Raw genomic sequence first — 19,431 nt, forward strand, 5'->3', positions numbered from 1 at the left:
CCGCGATCTTGGAGCGTGCCCAGTGGCCACTCGGCCCCCGGTCGGACTGCCCAGGCTGTCCCGTCGAAGCCGGATTCTGCTCATCGTCGGTGCGGTGGTCCTGGTCGGTCTGATCACCGGCTCCAGGTTGCTCGGCACCTACGTCAACTGGCTGTGGTTCGACGAGGTCGGCTTCCGCAGCGTCTACGGCATCCAGCTGGCGACCCGGTTCGGGTTGTTCTTCGCCGTGGGCCTGCTGGTGGGCGGCCTCGTCGCGCTCAACCTGGTCCTCGCCTACCGGAGCCGGCCGGTGTTCGTGCCGGTGTCCGGCCCCGACGACCCGGTCGCCCGGTACCGCTCCGTGGTGACCCGCCGGATGAAGCTGTTCGCCATCGGGCTGCCGGTGGTCGTCGGCGTCATCGCGGGCGGCTCGGCGCAGGGCGACTGGCAGAAGATCCAGCTCTTCTTCAACGCCACGACGTTCAACCAGACCGACGCCGAGTTCAACCACGACATCGGCTTCTACGCCTTCCAGCTGCCGTTCTACACCTGGCTGCTGTCCTGGCTGTTCATCGCCACGGCGGTGTCGTTCGTCGGCGCGGTGGTGGCCCACTACCTGTTCGGCGGCATCCGGCTGGCCGGTCGCGGTGGCCAGCTCTCCGGGCCCGCGCGCACCCACCTGTCCATCGTCGCGGGCGTGTTCGTGCTGCTCAAGGCGGTGGCGTACTTCTTCGACCGGTACCAACTGCTGTTCTCCGACCGGAACGACAAGTTCACCGGCGCGACCTACACCGACCTCAACGCGGTGCTGCCGGCCAAGCTGATCCTGCTGTGCATCGCGGTGTTCTGCGCGATCGCGTTCTTCGTGGGCGCGGTGCTGCGCAACCTCCAGCTCCCCGCCATCGCCACCGTCCTGCTGGTGCTGAGCAGCATCCTGGTCGGCGCGGCGTGGCCGGCGGTGCTGGAGCAGTTCTCGGTGCGCCCGAACGCGATCGAGAAGGAAGCCGACTCGATCAGCCGGAACATCGCGGCGACCAAGGAGGCGTTCGGCCTCACCGACGACAAGGTCGAGACCAAACCGTACGAGGGCAAGCAGAACGTCTCGCTGGACGAGCTGAAGAACGACCAGGCGACGCTGGGCAACATCCGGCTGCTCGACCCGGCCGTCGTCTCCAAGACGTTCACCCAGTTCCAGCAGCTCCGGCCGTTCTACGCGTTCCCGGAGAAGCTCGACGTCGACCGGTACAAAGTGGACAACCAGCTCCAGGACTACATCGTCGCGGTCCGCGAGCTGAACACCGCCGGCATCCCGCAGGGCCAGCGCGACTGGATCAACCAGCACCTGATCTACACGCACGGCAACGGCATGGTGTTCGCCGAGGCCAGCAAGATCAACTCCCCGGCCGACCAGGGCGGCAACGGCGGCTACCCGGTGTTCGAGGCGGCCGAGGTCGACCAGGAGGGCAAGGTCAGGCCCGGCCCGTTCGGCGTCCAGCAGCCCCGCACCTACTTCGGCGAGCTGGGCAGCGCGGCGGACTACTCGATCGTCGGCGGGCGCGACAGCGGCTCGCCGGGCGAGTACGACACCGACCGCTCGCAGTACACCTACGACGGCAAGGGCGGCGTGCGGATCGGCGGCCTGTTCAACAAGCTGGTCTTCGCCGCCGCCTACGGCGAGCGGAACATCCTGTTCAACTCGGCCATCGGCGACGACTCGCGGATCATCTTCAACCGCCACCCGCGCGACCGGGTGGAGAAGGTGGCCCCGTGGCTGACCGTGGACGCTGACCCGTACCCCGCCGTGGTCGACGGCAAGATCACCTGGATCGTCGACGGCTACACGACGCTGGAGAACTACCCGTACGCGCGCCGCACGTCCCTGGCGTCGGCCACGAACGACTCGCTGCCCGGCGTCGCGCAGCAGCCGAACAAGGACGTCAGCTACATCCGCAACTCCGTCAAGGCCACTGTGGACGCCTACGACGGCACGGTGACCCTGTACGCGATGGACGAGCAGGACCCGGTCCTGCGGGCGTGGATGGGCGTCTTCCCCGGCACGGTGAAGGCGAGCAGCGAGATGAGCCAGTCGCTGCGCGACCACCTGCGCTACCCGGAGGACCTGTTCAAGGTGCAGCGCGAGACGCTCGCGCAGTACCACGTCGACCAGCCGCAGGACTTCTACTCCGGCGTCTCGTTCTGGGGCGTGCCGTCCGACCCGACCATGGACAACGTCACCACGCCCGAGCAGCAGCAGCAGAACAGCCAGCAGCAACGCGACCAGCAGCCGCCGTTCTACGTGCTGGCGGGCGACCCGACCGGTGACCCGAACAAGGTGAGCTTCCAGCTGACCAGCGCGCTGGTCAGGCAGAACCGGGAGTTCATGGCGTCGTACGTGAGCGTGCGCTCCGACCCGGACAACTACGGGAAGATCAGCGTGCTCACGCTGAACAACGAGGCCAAGGGCCCGCAGCAGATCCAGACCCAGTTCCTCACCTCCGGCGAGGTCAGCAGCGAGCTGAACCTGCTGACCCAGCGGCAGACGAAGGTGGTCTACGGCAACCTGCTCACCCTCCCGGTGGGCGGCGGGCTGCTCTACGTGGAGCCCATCTACATCGAACGGGCCAGCCAGAACACCCAGTTCCCGCAGCTGTTCAAGGTCCTGGTGAGCTTCGGGGACAAGGTCGGCTACGCCTCGACCCTGAAGGAAGCCCTGGAGAAGGTGCTCACCGGCGCGTCGGCGCAGCTGCCCGACGTGCCGGGGCAGACGCCGGGCACCTCCACGCCGCCCACCAGCACCACGCCTCCGGGCAACGGCAACGGGCAGAGCACGGAGGTGCAGCAGGCCGTGAAGGACATCCAGAGCGCCTTGGCGGCCATCAAGGCGGCGCAGGGCAGCGGTGACTTCGCGGCGCTGGGCAGCGCCTACAAGGCGCTGGACGACGCCACCAAGAAGTTCGAGGCGGCCTCGGCGGCGGCACCGCCTACCGGCCAGCCCTCGTCGGTGGCCCCGTCGCCCACGCCGACCGGCTGACCGGTCGCGAGTCGTGAATCGGGTGGCCTCGGACACGTCCGGGCCACCCGATTTGCACTTCCGGGCAACCCCGGCGTAGAGTTCGTATTACCGACGCGGGGTGGAGCAGCTCGGTAGCTCGCTGGGCTCATAACCCAGAGGTCGCAGGTTCAAATCCTGTCCCCGCTACAAAGCTGGGAAAGTCCTGTCTGCGGAGTTCGCAGACGGGACTTTTTCGCATTTCACCGGGGGCGCAGCCCCCGGGCCCCGCGCAGGGGGGCTTCGCCCCCTGCACCCCCATCCCGGGGGCGCGAATCGTTGTTCGTATCTGGTGGTCCGCATCTGGTTGTCGAGCTATCCGGGGGGTGGCTTGGGTGTTTTGGCTGGTGTGGGGATTGTTCGGGTGGGTTGTGGGGGGCGATTTGGTTGTGGAGGGGCGGGGGTGTACTGTTGGTTTCAGCGACGCGGGGTGGAGCAGCTCGGTAGCTCGCTGGGCTCATAACCCAGAGGTCGCAGGTTCAAATCCTGTCCCCGCTACTACGGCGAAGGCCCTCTCTCCTGGTGGAGAGAGGGTCTTCGTCATTTCGGCGCTCAGGTCATGTTCTCCGCCCAGTACTGGGCGCAGACCAGGGAGCAGACCCTGCCCTCGCCGGCCACGGTGCGGTGGCGGCGGATCTGCTTGCCGCACACCATGCACTCGTCCTTGCCGGCCTGGTCGGGAAGTGAGCCGCTGGCCCACGCCCTGGCACTCTTGACCACCTTGGCGTCCATCCACTTGATGCCCACCACACACCTCCCAGAGAAGCCGCCTACGTGGAGTGATGATCCCAGCACTGGTGGTATCCGCCAGACCAGAGGGTGCATATCACCGTGTTGTGCTAAGCGGCAGGGCCCGGAACAAGAGCAACAGAGCGGGCTGTCACGTGGGGTGGCCGTTCGGGTGAACGCAAAAGTGCGGTTTCCCTTGCGGGGCAATGCGTTTCCAGTCCGGGTGGACACTTCCGGTCAAGCGGCCGAAAGCGTGGCGTTGATCAGCGGGCGGTCACGGAACGGAGCTTTGCGTTGCTCCGCTTGGCCCAACTCCGCTAGCCCGTGATCAGCCACAGTGGACAGAACGGCTGACCATTGTGGACAGCCGCACCCGGAAGTGGCACCGTTGGTGTCGTGTCGGACCTGAACGCGACTGCCGCCGCCCTGCTCGGGCTGCTGCACGACGGACCCAAGACCGGTGGCCAGCTGGTGGCTGAGGCCGGGGAGCGCTTCGGAGCGTTCTTCAGCGTCACCCGCAGCCAGGTCTACCGCGAGCTGCCCGCGTTGGCTGACGCGGGTCTGCTGCGCCTCGGAAAGCAGGGCCCACGCTCCAGCCAGCAGTACGTCCTGACGGCCGCCGGGAAGAGGGCCTTCAAGAACTGGCTGCTGTCCGAGCCGGGCCCCGACCACCTGCGCAGCCCGCTGATCCTCCGGCTGGTGCACGCCGGCTCGCTGACCGCCAAGCAGCGCCAGACGCTGGTGGACGCGGCACGGGCCAACTACGGCGCCGACCAGGAGGCCGCCAGGACCGCGGTGAAGACCGCGGAGGACGCCTACGCCAAGGCGGTCGCCGAGTTCGCGCTCGCGCACGCCAAGGCGGTGCTGAAGCTGCTGGACGCCATCCCCACGGCCTGACGAGCGCCGACCGGTCGCACTCCGCGACCGGTCCTGGCGTAATCTTCTGCCGTGAACCCGGACGTCGAAGCAGACATCAAGGACCTCTCCGCCACGCTGGCGAGCATCGAGGCGGTGATGGACCTCGCTGCGCTGCGCGCCCAGGTCGCGGAGCTGGAGGAGGCCGCGGCCCGCCCGGACCTGTGGGACGACCAGGAGCAGGCACAGCGGGTCACCAGCCAGCTGTCGCACAAGCAGGGCGAGCTGCGCCGCGTGGTCGCGCTGCGCGACCGCCTGGACGACCTCGGGGTGCTCTACGAGCTCGCCGAGGACGAGGGCGACGAGGGCAGCATCGCCGAGGCGGACGCCGAGCGCGTCAAGCTGCGCGACGAGATCTCCTCGCTGGAGGTCCGCACGCTGCTGTCCGGCGAGTACGACGAGCGCAACGCGCTGGTGACCATCCGGGCCGAGGCAGGCGGCGTCGACGCGGCGGACTTCGCCGAGATGCTGCTGCGGATGTACTCGCGGTGGGCCGAACGCCACGGCTACTCCGTCGACGTGTTCGACACCTCTTACGCCGAAGAGGCGGGTATCAAGTCCGCGACGTTCCGCGTCACCGCGCCCTACGCGTACGGCACGCTCAGCGTCGAGCAGGGCACGCACCGGCTGGTGCGCATCTCGCCGTTCGACAACCAGGGCCGCCGGCAGACGTCGTTCGCGGGCGTCGAGGTGGTGCCGGTGGTCGAGCAGACCGACCACGTCGACATCGACGAGAAGGACCTGCGGGTCGACGTCTACCGCTCGTCCGGGCCGGGCGGGCAGGGCGTCAACACGACGGACTCGGCGGTGCGCCTCACGCACATCCCGACCGGGATCGTGGTGTCCTGCCAGAACGAGCGCTCCCAGTTGCAGAACAAGGCGACCGCGATGGCCGTCCTGCAGGCGAAGCTCCTGGAGCGCCAGCGGCAGGAGGAGCAGGCCAAGATGGACGCTCTCAAGGACTCCGGGTCGAGCTGGGGCAACCAGATGCGCTCCTACGTGCTGCACCCGTACCAGATGGTCAAGGACCTGCGCACGGAGCACGAGGTCGGCAACCCGTCCGCCGTGCTCGACGGCGAGATCGACGACTTCCTGGAAGCCGGCATCCGGTGGCGCAAGCAGCAGGCGTAGCCCGTTCGTGATCGGTCAAGCCTTCGCCACGCCGCGTTTCGACGGGCGAGACGAAGGCTTTACCCAGGCCACGGGTAGACTCACCCGTCGTGATTCGACTCGAACACGTGTCCAAGGTCTACAAGACCTCCACGCGCCCCGCGCTCGACAACGTCTCGGTCGAGATGGACAAGGGTGAGTTCGTGTTCCTGATCGGACCTTCCGGGTCCGGCAAATCCACGTTCCTGCGGCTCCTGCTCCGGGAGGAAGTGCCCAGCAAGGGCCGCGTCTACGTGTCGAACTTCGACGTGGCCAAGATGTCCCGCCGCAGGGTCCCGCGCCTGCGCCAGTCCATCGGCTGCGTGTTCCAGGACTTCCGGCTGCTGACGAACAAGACGGTGGCCGAGAACGTGGCGTTCGCGCTGGAGGTCATCGGCAAGCCGCGCAACACCATCGTCAAGGTGGTGCCCGAGGTGCTCCAGCTCGTGGGCCTCGACGGCAAGGCGGACCGGATGCCGCACGAACTCTCCGGCGGCGAGCAGCAGCGGGTGGCGATCGCCCGCGCGTTCGTGAACCGGCCGCTGGTGCTGCTGGCCGACGAGCCGACCGGCAACCTGGACCCCGACACCAGCCAGGACATCATGCTGCTGCTGGAGCGGATCAACCGCACCGGCACGACCGTGCTGATGGCCACCCACGACCACAACATCGTCGACTCCATGCGCCGCCGCGTGGTCGAGCTCGACCACGGCCGCATCATCCGCGACGACGCGCGGGGTGTCTACGGCGTGGGCCGCTGAGACACCTCCACATCCCCCGACCCTGAGGAACGTTCCCCCCGATGCGTACCAGCTTCGTGTTCAGCGAGGTCGTCACCGGCCTGCGCCGGAACGTCACGATGACCATCGCGATGATCCTCACGACCGCGATCTCGCTCGGCCTGCTCGGCGGTGCACTGCTCATCGTCCGCATGGTCGACAAGATGCAGGACAACTACCAGAGCAAGCTGGAAGTGTCGGTCCTGCTGACCAACGACGTCAGCGCGAACGACAAGGACTGCGCGCAGCAGCCGTGCGCCGGCCTGCGCAGCCAGTTGGAGACCACGTCCGGCGTGGACTCGGTCGTCTACGAGAACCGCGAGAAGGGCTACGAGCGGTTCCGGCAGATCTTCGAGGCGCAGCCCGAGCTGGTGAAGCTGGCCCGCCCGGAGGCCATCCCGGCCACGTTCCGGGTGAAGCTGGAGGACCCGGCGCGGGCGGGCGTGATCGTGCAGGCGTTCACCGGCAAGGCGGGCGTGAAGGCGGTCAACGACCAGGGCGAGTTCCTCAGCCGGCTGCTGGACGTGTTCAACGGGCTGCGCAACATCGTGCTGGGGCTCGCGCTGGTGCAGGCGTTGGCGGCGTTGCTGCTGATCTCCAACACCATCCAGGTGTCGGCGTTCACCCGGCGCACGGAGGTCGGCATCATGCGCCTGGTGGGCGCGACGCGGTGGTACACGCAGCTGCCGTTCCTCATCGAGGCGGTGGTCGCCGGCGTCATCGGCGCGATCGTCGGCGTGGGCGGGCTGGCGCTGATGGTGTGGGGCGCGACGAGGGTGTCCGGCGACCTGTTCAGCTCGCAGATCCTGCCACCGATGGGCCTGCTGGACGTGGTGATCATCTCGCCGGTGCTGCTGGGCGTGGCGGTCCTCATCTCGGCGTTGACCGGCTACGTGACACTGCGCCTGTACGTGCGGTTGTGACCCGATAATGGTTGGCCGGCTCACGTAAGGTTCTCGGCATGGTCAAGGAACGCGGTCAGAAGGTGATCGCGTCGAACCGCAAGGCTCGGCACGACTACACCATCCTCGACACCTTCGAAGCGGGTGTCGTGCTCGTCGGCACGGAGGTCAAGAGCCTGCGGATGGGCCGGGCGTCCCTCGTGGACGCCTTCGGCCAGGTCGACGACGGCGAGGTGTGGCTGCACGCCCTGCACATCCCGGAGTACGTGGCGGGCACGTGGACCAACCACGAGGTCCGGCGCAAGCGCAAGCTGCTGCTGCACCGCAAGGAGATCGAGCGGCTGATCGGCAAGACCAAGGAGAGCGGCCTGTCGCTGGTGCCGCTGCAGATGTACTTCAAGGACGGGTACGTCAAGGTCGAGCTGGCGCTCGCACGGGGCAAGAAGGCGTACGACAAGCGGCAGGACATCGCCAAGCGGGACGCCCAGCGGGACATCCAGAAGGCGTACGGGCGTGCGCTGAAGGGCCGTCGCTGACGCGGGGGCGGCCGGGTTCCGGACCGGGCCGCCCGCCGGTCGTCAGCCGAGGTTGAGGAACGCCAGGACGGCGCGCACCCGGCGGTGCTCGGAGGTGCTGGGCTCCAGGCCCAGCTTGGCGAAGATGTTGCCCACGTGCTTCTCCACCGCGCCGTCCGAGACGACCAGGGACTTGGCGATCGCGGCGTTGGACAGGCCCTCCGCCATGAGGCCCAGCACCTCGCGCTCGCGCTGGGTCAGCGAGTCGACCGGGTTGCGCTTGCTGCGCACCATGAGCTGCGTGATGACCTCGTGGTCGATGCTGGTGCCGCCCTCGGCCACCCGGCGCACCGCCGCCACGAACTCGGAGACGTCGGCCACCCGCTCCTTGAGCAGGTAGCCGACGCCGTTCGCGCCGCCCGCGAGCAGCTCGACGGCGTAGCGCTCCTCCACGTACTGCGACAGGACCAGGACGGGCAGGTTCGGCACCCGCTTGCGGGCCTCGATGGCCGCGCGCAGCCCCTCGTCGGTGAAGCTCGGGGGCATCCGGACGTCCACGATCGCCAGGTCGGGGCGGTGCTCCTCGACGGCGACGAGCAGGGCGTCACCGTCCTCCACGGCCGCGACCGTCTCGATGCCCTCGTCCGCGAGGAGGCGTTCCACGCCCACCCTGAGCAGCACCGAGTCCTCGGCGATCACCACGCGCACGGCAGCTCCGTCCGGATCACGGTCGGCCCCCCGACGGGGCTGACCACCACGACCACGCCGTCAATGGTCGCAGCCCGGTCGGCCAAGCCCGCCAGCCCTCCTCCCGGGCGGATCTGCGCGCCGCCGTGACCGTTGTCGGTCACCTCGACGACGACGGAGTTCTCGGTGCGGGTGACCTTGACGGCGGCTCGGGTGGCGCCGGCGTGCTTGGCGATGTTGGTCAGCGCCTCGGCGACGGTGAAGTACGCGGCGCTCTCCACGGCTGTCGGCGGGCGCGGCTCGACGTCGACCGACACGTCCACCGGGATGGGGCACTTCGCGGCCAGCGACGACAGGGCTGCGTCCAGGCCCCGGTCGCCCAGGACGCTGGGGTAGATGCCCCGGGCCAGGTCGCGCAGCTCGGAGATGGCCAGCTTGGCGTCGGCGTGCGCCTCGGCGATCAGCTCGGCGGCGGCCTGCGGGTCGGACTCCATCTTGCCGCGCGCCCGGCCCAGGCCCATGGCGACGGCCACCAGCCGCTGCTGCGCGCCGTCGTGCAGGTCGCGCTCGATGCGCCGGCGCTCGGCCTCCGCCGCCTCCACGCCCCGGGCGCGGCTCGCGGACAGCCGGTCGGTCTCGGCTTCCAGGAAGCGGGTGCGCGACGGGCCCAGCAGGCCCTGCGCCAGCGCGGCGTGCGCCCGGCCGAGGGCCTTGACCACCGGCAGGACCAGGACGCCCAGCAGCAGGCCGAGGACGCTGAGGGGGAGCGCCTTGCCGAGCGAGTCGACCAGCCACGTCGCGTCGCCGATGCTGACCTCCAGGGTGCCCGGCAGCCAGTGCCAGACCAGCGGGAAGAAGGTCAGCGCCAGCACGGCCGGCCACAGCGCGACGACCACGGCGAACTCCACGATGCCCAGCGGCAGCATGACCATCCAGTAGGCGAAGTCCCGCCACGTGGCCGGGTCGGTCAGCATCGCCTTGGTCCGGGTGTAGAGGCTGCCCTCGGGGAGCCGCCGGTACGGCGGGGGGATGTCGACGCCCAGCGCCACCCGCAGCCAGGACCGCTCCAGGCTCGCCGCGCCGCGTGCCAGCACGAGCGTGAGCGCCAGCAGCGGGAACCCGACCCACACCACCATGGTGCTGACGCTGACGGCCAGCAGCGGCACCAGCAGACCGAACCAGAACAGTCCGGTGAACAGGTTCAGCAGGAAGTACCCGCTGGTCCGTGCGATGTCCGGGTTGGCCCGCGCAGTCATGTTCCCCACCTTCACGCCAGATGTACCCGACCAGCATCGCCCGTCGGCGGGCCCCCGGACCATCGTGTCGGCCGGCGTCCGGAGGGTGGGGCCAGCCCTACCGGGCGAATTGGGAATGAGGTCCGGCCCCGGGCACGTTATGCTGTGCGGACGAGGTACCCGACCAGGGGGTGAACGGTTTCGACTTTGTGCGTTGATTCAAGGGAAGCGTGCCGGTGCAGGCGAGAGACCACCGCAAGCGTCATCGCAAACCAATAAGCGCCGAGTCTAACGACCAGGCCGCTTACTCCCTCGCTGCCTAGCAGCCAGGAGAGTGAGCTGTCAGCCCGGAGGAGCCTCCGCTCCGGATGCTGGCATCAGCAAGGAGGCTCACCTCCGTTCCCGGTCACGGGGAACGGCAGGGACACCCACAGTGACTGGGCCCGTCACAGCGACTTGTCAGCGTGATCGCGGGGGCCGAGCAGAGACCTAGCTGACTGCGCACGGAGAAGCCTTGATGAGCCGGCAGAGGACCCGGGTTCGATTCCCGGCACCTCCACAGTGACAGCGGGCGCCCACCGACACGGTGGGCGCCCGCTGTCGTTGTGCCCGTGGTGGGCGCGTGAGTCGGCGACGGGGGCCGACCCACCGGGGGAGTCCCAGGCGTGGAAGATCGTTCTTCGGGGTCTAGCGGCGTGCGGGTGGCGCGGTGAGCGGGTCCTCGGGCCACCGGTGCTTCGGGTAGCGGCCCCGCAGCTCGGACCGCACCTGCGGGTAGCCGGTCCGCCAGAACGACGCCAGGTCGCCGGTCACGGCCGTCGGGCGGCCCGCCGGGGACAGCAGGTGCAGCACGACCGGCACGCGGCCGTCGGCGACGCGCGGCGTCGCCGTCCAGCCGAACACCTCCTGGACCTTGACCGCCAGCACCGGGTCGTGGCCGGAGTAGTCCACCCTGATCCGCGAGCCGGACGGCACCTGCAGGCGGTCCGGGGCCAGCTCGTCGAACCTGGCCGCCGCCGGCCACGGCAGCAGCAGGCGCACGACCTTCTCGCCGCTGATCTTCGCCAGGTCCGCCCGCCGGCGCGCGCCGCCCAGGTCCACGACGGCGATCAGCGCCCCGTCGTCCGGCTCGGGCCACGGCGCACCGAGCACGCGGTGCAGGAACGCCACCCGCTCGCGGGTGCGCAGCCCGTCCTGGTCCCAGCCCAGCAGGCCCGTGCCCTCGGCGCGCAGACCGGCGAGCAGCGCGGCCCGGGTCGCCTCCGGCGTGCGCAGCGGCTTGGCCGACAGCGTGATCGCGCCCAGCCGGACCCGGCGCTCGGCGACCACGTCACCGTCCCAGCGCACGTCGTCCTCCTCGGTGAGCAGGGCCGGCGCGGCCTGGCGGGCCAGCTCCTCCGACGCGCGCGCGGCCAGCCGGATGCGGCCGTGCGCGCGGCCCGGCTCCCGGTCGGCCGCCGCCACGGCCAGCCACTCCGCGTCGGACAGCGCGCCGTGCGGCAGCTCGGCCGCCGTGCCGCCGGCCATCAGGTAGAGCGACGACCCGGGGGAGCGCCGGCGGGCCAGGCGTTCGGGGTGGGCGAGGGCGACGACGAGCGCCCGCGCGTCCGGGGACGGGCGCTCCCGGCCCTCCACGAGCGCGGCCAGCCGGCGCACCTCCCGGGGATCGGCTCGCGCCGCGTCGAGTTCCACGCCGTCGGCGGCGCGGTCGTTGTCGAGCAGGACCACGACCTCGGCCGCGGTCCGGGGGCCGACGAGCCGCGCGCCGTCCAGGAGCGCGCGGGCCAGGCGCGGGTGCAGGCCCAGGTCGGCCATCTTCCGGCCGCGATCGGTGATCCCCCTGTCGTCCAGTGCGCCGAGCGCCCGCAAGGTGGTGTGCGCGACCTCCAGGGCTCCCGGCGGCGGGGCGTCCCACCAGCCCAGGCCCTCGCCGGACGGGGTGCCCCAGCAGGCCAGCTCCAGCGCCAGGCGGGTCAGGTCGGAGGTGCGGATCTCGGGTTCCGGGTAGCGGGGGAGCGTGCTGTGCTCGTGCTCGGGCCAGCAGCGGTAGACGCGCCCGGGAGCCTCCCGGCCGGCCCGCCCGGCGCGCTGGTCGGCCACGGCGGCGCTCACCCGGACCGTGGCCAGGCCCGCCAGACCGCGCCGGTGGTCCACGCGCGGCACCCGGGACAGGCCCGAGTCGACCACCGCGCGCACGCCCGGCACGGTCAGGCTCGACTCCGCGATCGAGGTCGCCAGCACGACCCGGCGGCGCGAGCCGGGCCGCAGCGCGGCGTCCTGGGTCGCGGAGGCCAGCCGGCCGTGCAACGGCACCACGTCGACGTCCGCGTCCGCGAGCAGCGCGGCGCAGCGGCGGATCTCCGCGACACCGGGCAGGAACGCCAGCACGTCGCCGTCCCCCTCGGACAGCGCCCGGCGGACCGCTCTGGCCACCTGCGCTTCGAGGCGCTCGGTGCGCAGCGCCGGCACGTGGGCGACGTCCACCGGGTGCGTGCGCGCCTCGACGCGCAGGACGGGCGCGTCGCCCAGGAGGGAGGCCAGGCGGTCGGCGGCGACCGTCGCCGAGGTCGCCAGCAGGCGCAGGTCCGGGCGCAGCACCTCGCGCGCGTCGAGCAGCAGCGCCAGCAGGAGGTCGGCGTCGAGGTGCCGCTCGTGGCACTCGTCCAGCAGGACCGTGCCCACGCCGGCCAGCTCGGGGTCGTGCTGCAACCGGCGCACCAGCAGGCCCGAGGTGACCACCTCGATCCGGGTGTCCTTCGACGTGCGGCGGTCGCCGCGCACCGCGTACCCCACGGTCCGGCCGACCGGTTCGCCCAGCAGGCTCGCCATCCGCGCGGCGGCGGCGCGCGCGGCGATGCGGCGGGGTTCGGCGACCACCACCCGGCCCTCCAGCGCGAGCGGCACGAGGGTCGTCTTGCCGGTGCCGGGCGGGGCGACCAGGACCGTCGACCCGTGCTCGGACAGCGTCCGGACCAGCTCGTCCAAGACCCCGGTGATCGGCAGTTCCACGGGGGCCAGTGTGCCTCCCGGCGTGGCCGGCGCGGTGCGCGAGGCACGCCGGCGTGGCCGGCGCGGTGCGCGAGGCACGCCGGCGTGGCCGGCACGTGCGAGGCTGGTCGGGTGGTTGACCCGCTGCGCGACCCCGACGACCCCGAACTGCTCGACCCGTACCGGGCCCGTGAGCTGGCCACCCTGGTCGAGGCGGCGCGGCTGGCCTCCGGCGCGGTCCGCTACGGCAAGGTCGGCCGGGTCGGGTGCGCCCAGGTCGTGGTGAACCGGGACAACCCGCTGCCGCTGGGCAACCACGCGTGCGCGGTCTACGGCTCGTCCGCCGAGGTCGCCGGCACGCTGATGCGGCTGGAGCAAACGTTTGCCGACGTGGGGCGGGCCGAGGCCGTGGTGTACGCCTCACCGACCACCGTCGCCGAGATCGAGGGCATCGCCGACGACGCCGGCTGGTACGCCGTGGAGGAGGCGCTGGCGGTCGTGCACCGGGGCGCGGCGTCCGGCAGGGGCGTGCGCGCGGCCGTGGACGCCGACCTGCCCGAAGTGGCCGCGCTGCTCGCCGACGACCTGGGCGCGGAGCCCCGTCGGCTCGCGCGGCACCTGGGCCAGCGGCTGGACGACCCGAGGTGCGTGTTCGTCGTGGTGGACGACGGGGAGCGGCTCGCCGGGTTCGCGTCCGGCTTCGCCGAGCACCGGGTGGGTCTGGTCGAGCACGTCGTGGTGCGGCCCGCGCGCCGGCGGCGCGGCGTCGGCACGGCTCTGGTGCACGGTGCAGTGGCCGCGTTGCGTGATCTCGGGGCGCTCCTGGTGGCCGCGCACGTCGCCGAGGGCGGGGGCGGCGAGCGGTTCGCGGACGCGTGCGGATTCGAGACCGGATACCCCGTGACCGCCTATGCACGCAGAGTTGACGAACTGTTGGATTGAGTTTTCGAGGGTCCTTCGGCATATCCTTAGCACAGCTAACAGAGAGCGGAGGGCACTGTGCTGGGGAACGACGTGCGGTCCAAACCCCGGCTCCCCGGCGAGGTGTGGGTGCTGGTCGTCGCCAGCTTCATCATCGCCGTCGGGTTCGGGATCGTCGCCCCGGTGCTGCCCGCCTACGCCAAGAGCTTCGACGTCGGCACCTTCGCCGTCTCCGCGATCGTCAGCGCGTTCGCGCTGGTCAGGCTGCTGTTCGCGCCGGTCAGCGGGCGGCTGGTCAGCCGGTTCGGGGAAACCCGGACCTACGTCGTCGGCATCCTCATCGTCGCCCTGGGCACCGCCGCCTGCGGGTTCGCCACCGCCTACTGGCAGCTGATCGTCTTCCGGTCCGTGGCCGGCGTGGGCTCCACCATGTTCACCGTCGCGGCGGTCGGCCTGCTCATCCGGATCACCCCCGCGCCGATGCGCGGCCGGGCCTCCGGACTGTGGGCCACCGGCTTCCTGCTCGGCAACATCGCCGGTCCGATCATCGGCGCGGCCCTCGCCGAGATCTCCATCCGCGTGCCGTTCGTCACCTACGCCGCCGCGCTCGTGCTCGCCGCGCTCGTCGTCTGGTGGTTCCTGCGCCGCTCCACGCTCGCCGCCCTCGACCCCAACGCGCAGCAGACCACGCTCAGCGTGGGCCAGGCCCTCGGCTCGCCCGCCTACCGCGCGGCGCTGGCGTCCGGGTTCGCCAACGGCTGGGCCGTGTTCGGCGTCCGCATCTCGCTCGTGCCGCTGTTCGTCGTGGAGGCCCTGAACGGCAGCCCGGCGCTGGCCGGCATCTCGCTGTCGGTCTTCGCGGCCGGCAACGCGGCCGTGCTGATGATCTCCGGCAAGCTGTCCGACACCATCGGGCGCAAGCCGATGGCCATGGCCGGGCTCGCGGTGTCGGCGGTCGGCACCATCTGGCTCGGCTTCACCACCGGCGTGCCGTGGTTCATGGCCGCGTCGCTGGTCTCGGGCATCGGGGCCGGCCTGCTCAACCCGCCGCAGAACGCCGTCGTCGCCGACGTGATCGGCGCCAAGGCCAAGGGCGGGCCGGTGCTCGCGGCGTTCCAGATGGTCACCGACTGCGGTGCCATCATCGGGCCGCTGCTGGCCGGCGTGCTGGTCGACCACGTGTCGTACAGCGCGGCCTTCACACTTACGGGCGTAATGATGATCATCGCCCTGGCGGTCTGGGTGTTCGCGCCGGAGACCCTGCCGCGCGAACCGTCGTCGCACGTCGCCGAGGTCGTCGCCAACGAGGCCGGATGCCTGGACGAGGGCCCCGAGGTGCCCACCGGCGAACGGCTCGCGGGCCGCCCGCGCCAACCGGACGCGTGAGCACTCAGGTTCCGCTCAGCATCTCTCGGTAGCCTGCGGCGGCAGGCGAGGCGGAGAGGATTGCGACGTGGGTGGCGCGGAGCGCAACGCTCGGAAGAAGAAGCAGGAGCAGCAGGCCGCGAAGGCGGTGGCCGCGGCCCGGGGTGCCAAGGGCGACCAGACCAAGGTGATCATCGGCGTCGTGGTCGTCATCGTCCTCGCGCTGGCCGTGGTCGGCGGTGTCATCTGGTCCAAGTCGGACTCCACCACCGACACCCTCACCCCGCCCGACAACGTCGCCGGCGTCTCCGCGCCGATCAAGCGCGAGGGCGGCGTCGTGGTGGTCGGCGAGGAGAGCGCCAAGGTCACCATCGACCTCTACGAGGACTTCCTCTGCCCGGCGTGCGGGCAGTTCAAGAAGATCTACGGCGAGCAGATCAAGCAGGAGGTCGAGAAGGGCGCGCTGCGGGTTCGCTACCACGCTTTGCCGTTCCTGATCCGCATGTCCAGCCCCGAGGGCTACTCGAAGGACGCCGCCAACGCCGCACTGTGCGCCGTCGACCAGGGCAAGTTCTGGCAGTACCACGAGTCGCTGTTCGCCAAGCAGCCCGAGGAGGGCGGCCCCGGCTACACCAAGCAGCAGCTCGTGCAGCTGGGCAACGACCTCGGCATCTCGGACGGGGCGTTCAAGACCTGCGTCGACAACGACACGCACGTCGCGGACGCGCAGGCCGAGCTGGACAAGGCGCGCGCCACCTCGTACTTCAAGGGCACGCCCACCGTCGCCCGCAACGACCAGCCCGTCGACTTCGGCGACAAGGACTGGCTGACCAACCTGCTGAAGTAGGTCTCGCCGCTCCTCCTACGACAACCCGGCGACCGGCGGTTGGCCCTCGACCCAGCGGGCCAACCGTCGTGCTTTCCCGGTCTCCGTGCGCGGCACGGTCCCGTCCGGCGCGACGACCACCTTGCACGTGATGCCGAGCCGTGCGCGCAAGGCACCGACCAGGTCGTCCGCGAGGCTCCCGTCCGAAGACCCCTCGACCACCACCCACAGCTCAGGCCGGGCGCGGCGGTCCTCGACGATCAGGTAGTGCGGGCCCACCCGGTGGTCGGCCAGGACCACGCTCTCGATCTCGGTGGGGAAGACGTTCACGCCGCGCACGACGAGCATGTCGTCCCGGCGCCCCAGCACCTTGCTCATCCGCCGCAACGTGCGCGGGCTGCCCTCGACCGGGCCGGCCAGCGTCGCCACGTCACCGGAGCGGTAGCGCAGCAACGGCATCCCGGTCTTGGTGAGCGTGGTGAAGACGAGCTCGCCCGGCGTGCCGTCCGGGACGGGGTCGCCCGCCTGGTCGACCGCCTCGACCAGGAAGTGGTCCTCGGCGACGTTCAACATCCCCTGCGAGTCGAGGGACTCACAGGCGACACCGGGCCCGATGATCTCTGACAGCCCGTAGATGTCGAGCGCGGTGAGCCCCAGCAGCCCCTGGAGCTGCTCGCGCATCCCGTCCGTCCACGGCTCGGCCCCGAAAACCCCGACCCGAAACGGCGACTCGACCCCGCTGTGCCGCAGGGCCTCGCCGAGGTGCACGGCGTAGGAAGGCGTGCAGCACAACACATCCGGCCGCAGGTCGGCGATCAGCCGAACCTGCCGCTCGGTCATGCCACCCGACAACGGCACCACGGTGGCCCCGAGCCGCATCCCGCCGTGGTGGACCCCGAGCCCACCGGTGAACAACCCGTACCCGTAGGCGTTGTGGATCCGACTGCGCGAAGACGCCCCGGCCCCGCCGAGCGCCCGAGCCATGACCGACGCCCAGACGTCGACGTCGTGAGCGGTGTAGGAGATCAAGGTGGGCCGCCCACCGGTCCCCGAGGAGCCGTGGATGCAGACGATCCGGTCATCGACCTGGAAGCCGTCGGGGTAGTGCTCCCACAGGTCGTGCTTGGTCACGAAGGGCAACCGCGCCAGGTCGTCGAGCGAAACGTCCCCACCCCCCGAAACCCCGACCCCCCGCAACCGCTCCGCCTGCACCCCGCCGGCCGCCAACAACCGCCCGATCAACCCCCGCAGCCGCTCCTCCTGCACCACCCGACGAACCGAGGGACGAACCCCCTCGGCATCCGGCTCGACCAACGTCAAGACACCCATGCACCCCGGTCTAGCAGCCCGAACACCCCACCGGTACCCCCGATTTCCATCCGGAGGGCCCGGTGTTGTACGGTATTGCCACACGAGAGCGGCGGCCCCGGTCACCGCGAAACGTGCGAAGCACGGGGCTGTGGCGCAGCTGGTAGCGCATCACACTGGCAGTGTGAGGGTCAGGGGTTCGAGTCCCCTCAGCTCCACAAGTTAATAGCTTGACTGATTCGCCCGCTGACCTGCGGTAATGCAGGTGGCGGGCGATCTTGTTTTTCGGTCCACTGTGGGCTGCGGTGGCCGAGCTGGAGCAAATCTGGAGCAGGCGGTCGCTCCGCACGAAATGTTGTCAGCGTTGTGCTCCAGGTCTCGGTGACCCGGTCGGGTGGTTCTGTACAGCGACTTTCGGCGGCCGTAGCGGCTACCGACGTCCGGCTCCGGTGTAACCAACCCCTAACGGTCCCGGACGGCCGTCAACGGGCGCGTAGGACCGCGTTGTCGCTAGAAGATGTCGGTTCGCTGCCAGTCGACACATGTGGGGCGTTTGCCGGTCCGCATGAACTCGTGCAGGAGACTGCGAAGCATGCTTAGCGGCAGGAAGGCTTCCCTGGGGAACTCGGTGCGGGTGTCCCTGTCGATGTAGAGCGTCACGCCGTTGGGGACTCGGATGTCCGCCTGCCGGGGTAGGGCGATCCATGCCGTGGCGTCGTCCGCCTCGCCTGTCATGTCGGCTGGCAGGAAGTCTTTCGGGCCGAACAGGTGGACGGCGGCGATCTGGTGCTCGGTGTCGAGGTCGAACTTGAGTTGGTGGTCCGGCAACTCCGCCGGTCCGATCGTCGGCCGGTCCTTGGCGTACACCACGGTCGGGTGCGGCTGTGGATTGGCCAGGATGTCTGTCATGACATCGTCCAAGGCGATGTCATCGTCCACGGTGACAGGCTCGTCGGCGCGGTTGTCACCGCTGAAGTAGTAGATGTCGAGCGGGGTCACGACGGGCTCCTTCCGTGGAAGACCCGCGACGTTACCGGGTCGTGGACGACCAAGGTTTGTCCTGGCCGGAGGATGAACGGGACGAGTTTGCGGCAGGAGTTCATGCCCTGGCACATCTCGTTGTTGACCACGAGTTCGACGTGGCCCACTCCGCTGTTGCGCTGTCGCCAGGCCACCTTGCCCTCGACGTGCTCACCCATGGTCACGCGTTCTCTGGTTCCTGCCGGGAAGCCGAGGTTGCGTAGGTGGTCGGCGACCCGCTGGTGCGTGCCGTCGACCTCCTGGCCGCTCTGGACGATCTCGGTGTTGCCGTCGGGGTCGGCATAGATTCCGCTGGTGATGTACTTCGGTAGTTGTTCTCGCTGCCGCTCAGCCCAGGTTATGTCCGGCGGCGGATCAGCACCCGCGTGCGGTGGCTTCGGTGGTCGGTCCTTCGTCGGCTTATGCGATGGGCCGTCGCCCACCAAGCCGTGCAGGAGCTGCTCGATCTGCGTGCGGATGTTGGAGACGAGGTCGAGGAGAATGGACGTGCTCTCCGCCACGTCGGTCCATCGGCCCACCACCTGGCTGAATTCGTACTCCTGGGCACTACCGGCACCAGCAGCTCCGAGCTGGTCAGCAGCCTCCTGGACGAGGTCCTCGGCTGTCTTCAGTGCCGCCGCCAGGTGGTCGATCTTCGCCAGCGTGGTCTTGAACTGGGCGGCCACGTCCCCCAATGAGGCCACGTACTTGTCCCCTCCCTGACGGCGACTTCATCGTGGCACCTGCTGGTACCTGAACAGGATCGCCTGAAGGGCCGAGGGCCCGAGCTGGCCTTTGAGAGGACGAGTGCGCACCGGCTACGCCATCCTGCGCCAGGTGCTGTCACCGACGTCGACGACGGCTTTGTCCCAGCGGTCTTGGAGGCACTGGAGCAGGCGGCTGGTGACTTCGGGGGCGACGTGGGAGTAGGTGCGTTGGACGGGGTCTTTGAGGATGTGGCCGAGTCGGAGCGATTGGGCGATCTCGGGGACGTTAAGGACTCCGGCGGGCGTGTCGCAGACGCACTCTTGACCCCGACACCGAGTATGGACACACGATCCGAG

Annotated in this window: 16 protein-coding genes, 3 tRNA genes and 1 other RNA gene; 13 read left to right on the forward strand and 7 right to left on the reverse strand. The window is 70.2% G+C overall.

Features of this window, described 5'->3' with window-relative positions; translation table 11 throughout:
- The first annotated feature begins 22 nt into the window (after positions 1–22).
- The 3 genes from AB0I60_RS14990 to AB0I60_RS15000 all read left to right on the forward strand — a co-directional run bounded on the left by AB0I60_RS14990 (position 23) and on the right by AB0I60_RS15000 (position 3,526).
- A complete protein-coding gene (locus tag AB0I60_RS14990; protein ID WP_360729774.1) occupies positions 23–3,010 on the forward strand; it encodes a UPF0182 family protein in 2,988 nt (995 codons plus the stop codon).
- Positions 3,011–3,104: 94 nt separating this feature from the next.
- A tRNA-Met gene (locus AB0I60_RS14995) sits at positions 3,105–3,178 on the forward strand.
- Positions 3,179–3,452: 274 nt separating this feature from the next.
- Positions 3,453–3,526, forward strand: a tRNA-Met gene (locus AB0I60_RS15000).
- A gap of 54 nt (positions 3,527–3,580) precedes the next feature.
- On the opposite strand, the gene AB0I60_RS15005 is transcribed toward AB0I60_RS15000, so the two are convergent.
- Positions 3,581–3,775 carry a hypothetical protein gene (locus AB0I60_RS15005; RefSeq protein ID WP_360729776.1) on the reverse strand — a complete coding sequence of 65 codons (195 nt, stop codon included), beginning with the start codon at positions 3,773–3,775 and terminating at the stop codon, positions 3,581–3,583.
- A gap of 378 nt (positions 3,776–4,153) precedes the next feature.
- On the opposite strand from AB0I60_RS15005, the gene AB0I60_RS15010 reads away from it, so the two are divergent.
- The 5 genes from AB0I60_RS15010 (at position 4,154) to smpB (ending at position 8,038) form a co-directional block, all read left to right on the forward strand.
- Positions 4,154–4,654 (forward strand): helix-turn-helix transcriptional regulator, encoded by a 501-nt coding sequence (locus AB0I60_RS15010; RefSeq protein WP_360729779.1) that lies wholly within the window; start codon positions 4,154–4,156, stop codon positions 4,652–4,654.
- A 51-nt stretch (positions 4,655–4,705) separates the two neighbouring features.
- The gene (gene prfB, locus AB0I60_RS15015) at positions 4,706–5,803 is read left to right on the forward strand and encodes a peptide chain release factor 2 (RefSeq protein WP_360729782.1); all 1,098 of its coding nucleotides are present in this window, start codon (positions 4,706–4,708) and stop codon (positions 5,801–5,803) included.
- 89 nt (positions 5,804–5,892) lie between these two features.
- Positions 5,893–6,582 carry a cell division ATP-binding protein FtsE gene (gene ftsE, locus AB0I60_RS15020; protein WP_015098467.1) on the forward strand — a complete coding sequence of 230 codons (690 nt, stop codon included), beginning with the start codon at positions 5,893–5,895 and terminating at the stop codon, positions 6,580–6,582.
- A gap of 41 nt (positions 6,583–6,623) precedes the next feature.
- On the forward strand, positions 6,624–7,523 hold the full coding sequence (gene ftsX / locus AB0I60_RS15025; RefSeq protein ID WP_360729786.1) for a permease-like cell division protein FtsX: 900 nt from the start codon (positions 6,624–6,626) through the stop codon (positions 7,521–7,523).
- A 38-nt stretch (positions 7,524–7,561) separates the two neighbouring features.
- Complete coding sequence (gene smpB, locus AB0I60_RS15030; protein ID WP_360729789.1) at positions 7,562–8,038, forward strand: SsrA-binding protein SmpB; 477 nt, start codon at positions 7,562–7,564, stop codon at positions 8,036–8,038.
- Positions 8,039–8,080: 42 nt separating this feature from the next.
- On the opposite strand, the gene AB0I60_RS15035 is transcribed toward smpB, so the two are convergent.
- Positions 8,081–8,725 carry a response regulator transcription factor gene (locus tag AB0I60_RS15035; RefSeq protein WP_360729792.1) on the reverse strand — a complete coding sequence of 215 codons (645 nt, stop codon included), beginning with the start codon at positions 8,723–8,725 and terminating at the stop codon, positions 8,081–8,083.
- On the reverse strand, positions 8,713–9,960 hold the full coding sequence (locus tag AB0I60_RS15040; protein ID WP_360729795.1) for a sensor domain-containing protein: 1,248 nt from the start codon (positions 9,958–9,960) through the stop codon (positions 8,713–8,715). The genes AB0I60_RS15035 and AB0I60_RS15040 overlap by 13 nt, the downstream gene beginning before the upstream one ends.
- 166 nt (positions 9,961–10,126) lie before the next feature.
- Between AB0I60_RS15040 and ssrA the strand changes: the two genes are divergently transcribed.
- Positions 10,127–10,501, forward strand: a transfer-messenger RNA (tmRNA) gene (ssrA, locus tag AB0I60_RS15045).
- Between the two features lie 125 nt (positions 10,502–10,626).
- Here ssrA and hrpB read toward each other — a convergent pair.
- Complete coding sequence (gene hrpB, locus AB0I60_RS15050) at positions 10,627–12,957, reverse strand: ATP-dependent helicase HrpB (RefSeq protein ID WP_360730630.1); 2,331 nt, start codon at positions 12,955–12,957, stop codon at positions 10,627–10,629.
- A gap of 102 nt (positions 12,958–13,059) precedes the next feature.
- Here hrpB and AB0I60_RS15055 point away from each other — a divergent pair, with 102 nt between their 5' ends.
- The 3 genes from AB0I60_RS15055 (at position 13,060) to AB0I60_RS15065 (ending at position 16,060) form a co-directional block, all read left to right on the forward strand.
- The gene (locus AB0I60_RS15055; RefSeq protein WP_360729797.1) at positions 13,060–13,869 is read left to right on the forward strand and encodes a GNAT family N-acetyltransferase; all 810 of its coding nucleotides are present in this window, start codon (positions 13,060–13,062) and stop codon (positions 13,867–13,869) included.
- Positions 13,870–13,926: 57 nt separating this feature from the next.
- Complete coding sequence (locus AB0I60_RS15060) at positions 13,927–15,234, forward strand: MFS transporter (RefSeq protein ID WP_360729800.1); 1,308 nt, start codon at positions 13,927–13,929, stop codon at positions 15,232–15,234.
- A gap of 67 nt (positions 15,235–15,301) precedes the next feature.
- Positions 15,302–16,060, forward strand: a complete 759-nt coding sequence (locus tag AB0I60_RS15065) for a thioredoxin domain-containing protein (RefSeq protein WP_360729803.1) — start codon at positions 15,302–15,304, stop codon at positions 16,058–16,060.
- Positions 16,061–16,075: 15 nt separating this feature from the next.
- Here the strand turns inward: AB0I60_RS15065 and AB0I60_RS15070 are convergent, their stop codons facing one another.
- Positions 16,076–17,368 (reverse strand): AMP-binding protein, encoded by a 1,293-nt coding sequence (locus AB0I60_RS15070; protein ID WP_360729806.1) that lies wholly within the window; start codon positions 17,366–17,368, stop codon positions 16,076–16,078.
- Positions 17,369–17,492: 124 nt separating this feature from the next.
- On the opposite strand from AB0I60_RS15070, the gene AB0I60_RS15075 reads away from it, so the two are divergent.
- Positions 17,493–17,565: transfer RNA gene (locus tag AB0I60_RS15075), tRNA-Ala, on the forward strand.
- A 292-nt stretch (positions 17,566–17,857) separates the two neighbouring features.
- On the opposite strand, the gene AB0I60_RS15080 is transcribed toward AB0I60_RS15075, so the two are convergent.
- Together AB0I60_RS15080 and AB0I60_RS15085 are read right to left on the reverse strand one after the other, a co-directional pair.
- Positions 17,858–18,346 (reverse strand): Imm1 family immunity protein, encoded by a 489-nt coding sequence (locus AB0I60_RS15080; RefSeq protein ID WP_360729808.1) that lies wholly within the window; start codon positions 18,344–18,346, stop codon positions 17,858–17,860.
- Complete coding sequence (locus tag AB0I60_RS15085) at positions 18,343–19,053, reverse strand: DddA-like double-stranded DNA deaminase toxin (RefSeq protein WP_360729810.1); 711 nt, start codon at positions 19,051–19,053, stop codon at positions 18,343–18,345. The genes AB0I60_RS15080 and AB0I60_RS15085 overlap by 4 nt, the downstream gene beginning before the upstream one ends.
- Positions 19,054–19,431 lie beyond the last annotated feature (378 nt).

The sequence above is a fragment of the Actinosynnema sp. NPDC050436 genome (genome assembly GCF_040655415.1).
Classification (GTDB): domain Bacteria; phylum Actinomycetota; class Actinomycetes; order Mycobacteriales; family Pseudonocardiaceae; genus Actinosynnema.